Here is a 2,291-nt window from a genome sequence, read left to right as displayed (position 1 = left end):
GCAAGGTCGATAGAAGCGCTGCTTATGCAGCTAGGTATGTCGCTAAAAATCTCGTGGCCTCTGGGGCGTGCGAGAAAGCGACCGTGCAGCTTGCTTATGCTATCGGCGTGGTTGAGCCTGTGTCTATCTATGTCGATACGCACGGCACTTCAAAGTTTGATGATGCAAAGATTGAAGCTTGCGTGCGCAAGGTATTCCGACTCACGCCTAAGGGGATCATCGAGAGTCTTGACCTGCTCCGACCTATCTATAGAAAAACAGCAGCTTATGGGCATTTTGGCAGAGAATTGCCTGAATTTTCGTGGGAAAAGACAGACAAAGTCGGAGAAATCAAAGAGTTTTTAAACTTGGTTTAAAGATTCGCTGATAACAATCATTGGGGTAGTTTTGGTTTGTTGATTTGGGATTTCTTTGTGGGATCTTAAAAGATTACTCTTTCAATTTAAGAAGCTAAAAAGGCTTTTTATTTCTCTTTTTTGAAAATACTTTTTTAATTTCAAAAAAGGGGTTTATCCTCCCCTAACACAATGGGTGGGTCAAGACCTTAACCCCGAAAAAACTCTTTTTTCGGCAAATAAGGAGGGGAAGCTCGCAATCCTCCCTCTATTTAATTTTTATCTGGGATTTCTTTATGAAATCCCCAAGACCACTCTAGGGATTAAAAATCCCTTGCGTTCCTAAAGGATAGAGTTATGATAAGCTTTGCTTCTCATCAACTCGTTTTTAGAGGTTCGCACTTCTGTAGTCTTAAATCTGTCTTTTAACACCCTTGCTGAGGGCGAGCAAAGACAGCCCCCTTGCATTTCTGCATTTGCCTTTGGTCTTTGCCTTTCTGTATTTAAACGTGGCAGGGGTAAGGGGGAGTTTGAGGGGGAATTTTGACCCTCCCACCCAAACTGCGGACTTCGCAATTTGAGCCCCCTTACCCTCTCATAGAAAAGAGTTTTAAAAAATGGATTTGATTGATTGTTTTATTTGCTTAAGAGTTTGAAAGATTTTCAAAACCCTTTTTTTGAAAGAAAGAGAAGCAATCCAAAAAGAGTTTAGCTTTTAAATTGAAAGAGTGGGTCTTGAGGACTCTTTAGAATCCCAGATAAAAATTAAATAGGGATAAAAAGTTGTCCAACTTGCGTTATAATCAAGCCATCAGAGCAGGGCTTAAAAGGTAATTTAAAGCTAAGTTTAAAATATATCTGCAAGGGGCGATAGATGGAACAATATCAAGCACAGACCAAAGAGCACAAAGAGATACAAAATCCAAAATCCACAGCAGAAAAACTCACCAAAGACCAAAAAGAAGCTATTGACGCCATCAATCATTTTGTATTCAATGACCCAAAACTCAAAGCAATGTATGAGCGGCTCAAAGATAAATAAAAAATTATGGTCTATCCTAGCCTCACAGAAGTCCTCGCTCTCCATAGCAGTATCATCAATGAGATGGGTGGGCTAGATGGGGTGCTAGGGATTGGATACCTAGAGGGTGCTTTGTCCCATATCCAAAACGATACTTATTATCCCACTTTTTATGAGAAATTAGCCCATTTGATTTTTGCTTGTGTGAAGTTCCACCCTTTTATAGATGGCAACAAACGCACTGCTATCCATATCGCCCTATATTTTATCTACAGAAATAATGCCTTAGACGCAAACACCTCTTTCCCTTTGCTACTCGAAGAAGTCGTCCTAGACCTCGCTAATGGCAAGTTAGATAAAAAGGGATTGTTGGAGTGGATACAATCTCATTTGTGTTTATGAGCTTTTGTGAGGTCGGATTTGGGGGCAATCTTTCGTGCTTGCGTGGTGTTAATAAATTGAATCAAAGGGTTTTTTTAGTTTCAAAAAAGGGGATTTATCCACCCCTAACATAATGGGTGGGTGGGTCAAGACCTTTACCCCCAAAAAACTCTTTTTTCTCCCAAACCATCATTATGCGATGGAGGGGAAGCTCGCAACTTCCTTGCCTTTCTGTATTTTGCCTTTGCGTGCAGGGGTAAAGGGGTTTTTAAGGGGATTTAGGGGGCGCAAAGCTCAAGTCAGCCCCCTTTAGCCCCTTAATGCGTAAGCAAAAAGAGTATTTGATTTTTATTTTGCCAAAGTTTGTTTTTTAATCCAAAAAGGCTTTTGTATTCTTTTTTAACTTCAAAAAAGGGGTTTAACCCCCCCCCTTATCTTTGAAAGCCCCTCTTACTTTACTCTCCCTTAAAGGCAAAGGGACTTACTTCACCTCATACATCACAGCATAAGACTTAGGATTGTTGTCAATGTCTTGGACAATCTTGTCTGCTTGG

Annotated in this window: 3 protein-coding genes; all 3 read left to right on the top strand. The window is 40.5% G+C overall.

Translation table 11 applies throughout. The features are described 5' to 3' along the window. The coding region (locus tag BKH46_RS09175; RefSeq protein ID WP_172402627.1) for a methionine adenosyltransferase domain-containing protein at positions 1 to 356 on the top strand (356 nt) is incomplete at its 5' end. 853 nt (positions 357 to 1,209) lie between these two features. After that, the gene (locus BKH46_RS09615; RefSeq protein ID WP_172402626.1) at positions 1,210 to 1,377 is read left to right on the top strand and encodes a hypothetical protein; all 168 of its coding nucleotides are present in this window, start codon (positions 1,210 to 1,212) and stop codon (positions 1,375 to 1,377) included. Between the two features lie 6 nt (positions 1,378 to 1,383). Further along, a complete protein-coding gene (locus tag BKH46_RS09165; protein ID WP_095226523.1) occupies positions 1,384 to 1,758 on the top strand; it encodes a type II toxin-antitoxin system death-on-curing family toxin in 375 nt (124 codons plus the stop codon). Positions 1,759 to 2,291: the final 533 nt, after the last annotated feature.

The organism is Helicobacter sp. 12S02634-8, from assembly GCF_002272865.1.
GTDB lineage: Bacteria > Campylobacterota > Campylobacteria > Campylobacterales > Helicobacteraceae > Helicobacter_J.
Note: the sequence above shows the minus strand (reverse complement) of the source record. Positions and strands in the feature narration are given on the sequence as shown.

Excerpts from the sequence above, each read along its gene's own strand:
- BKH46_RS09615 (WP_172402626.1), top strand. The coding sequence starts at position 1,210 with ATGGAACAATATCAAGCACAGACCAAAGAGCACAAAGAGATACAAAAT.
- BKH46_RS09165 (WP_095226523.1), top strand. The coding sequence starts at position 1,384 with ATGGTCTATCCTAGCCTCACAGAAGTCCTCGCTCTCCATAGCAGTATC.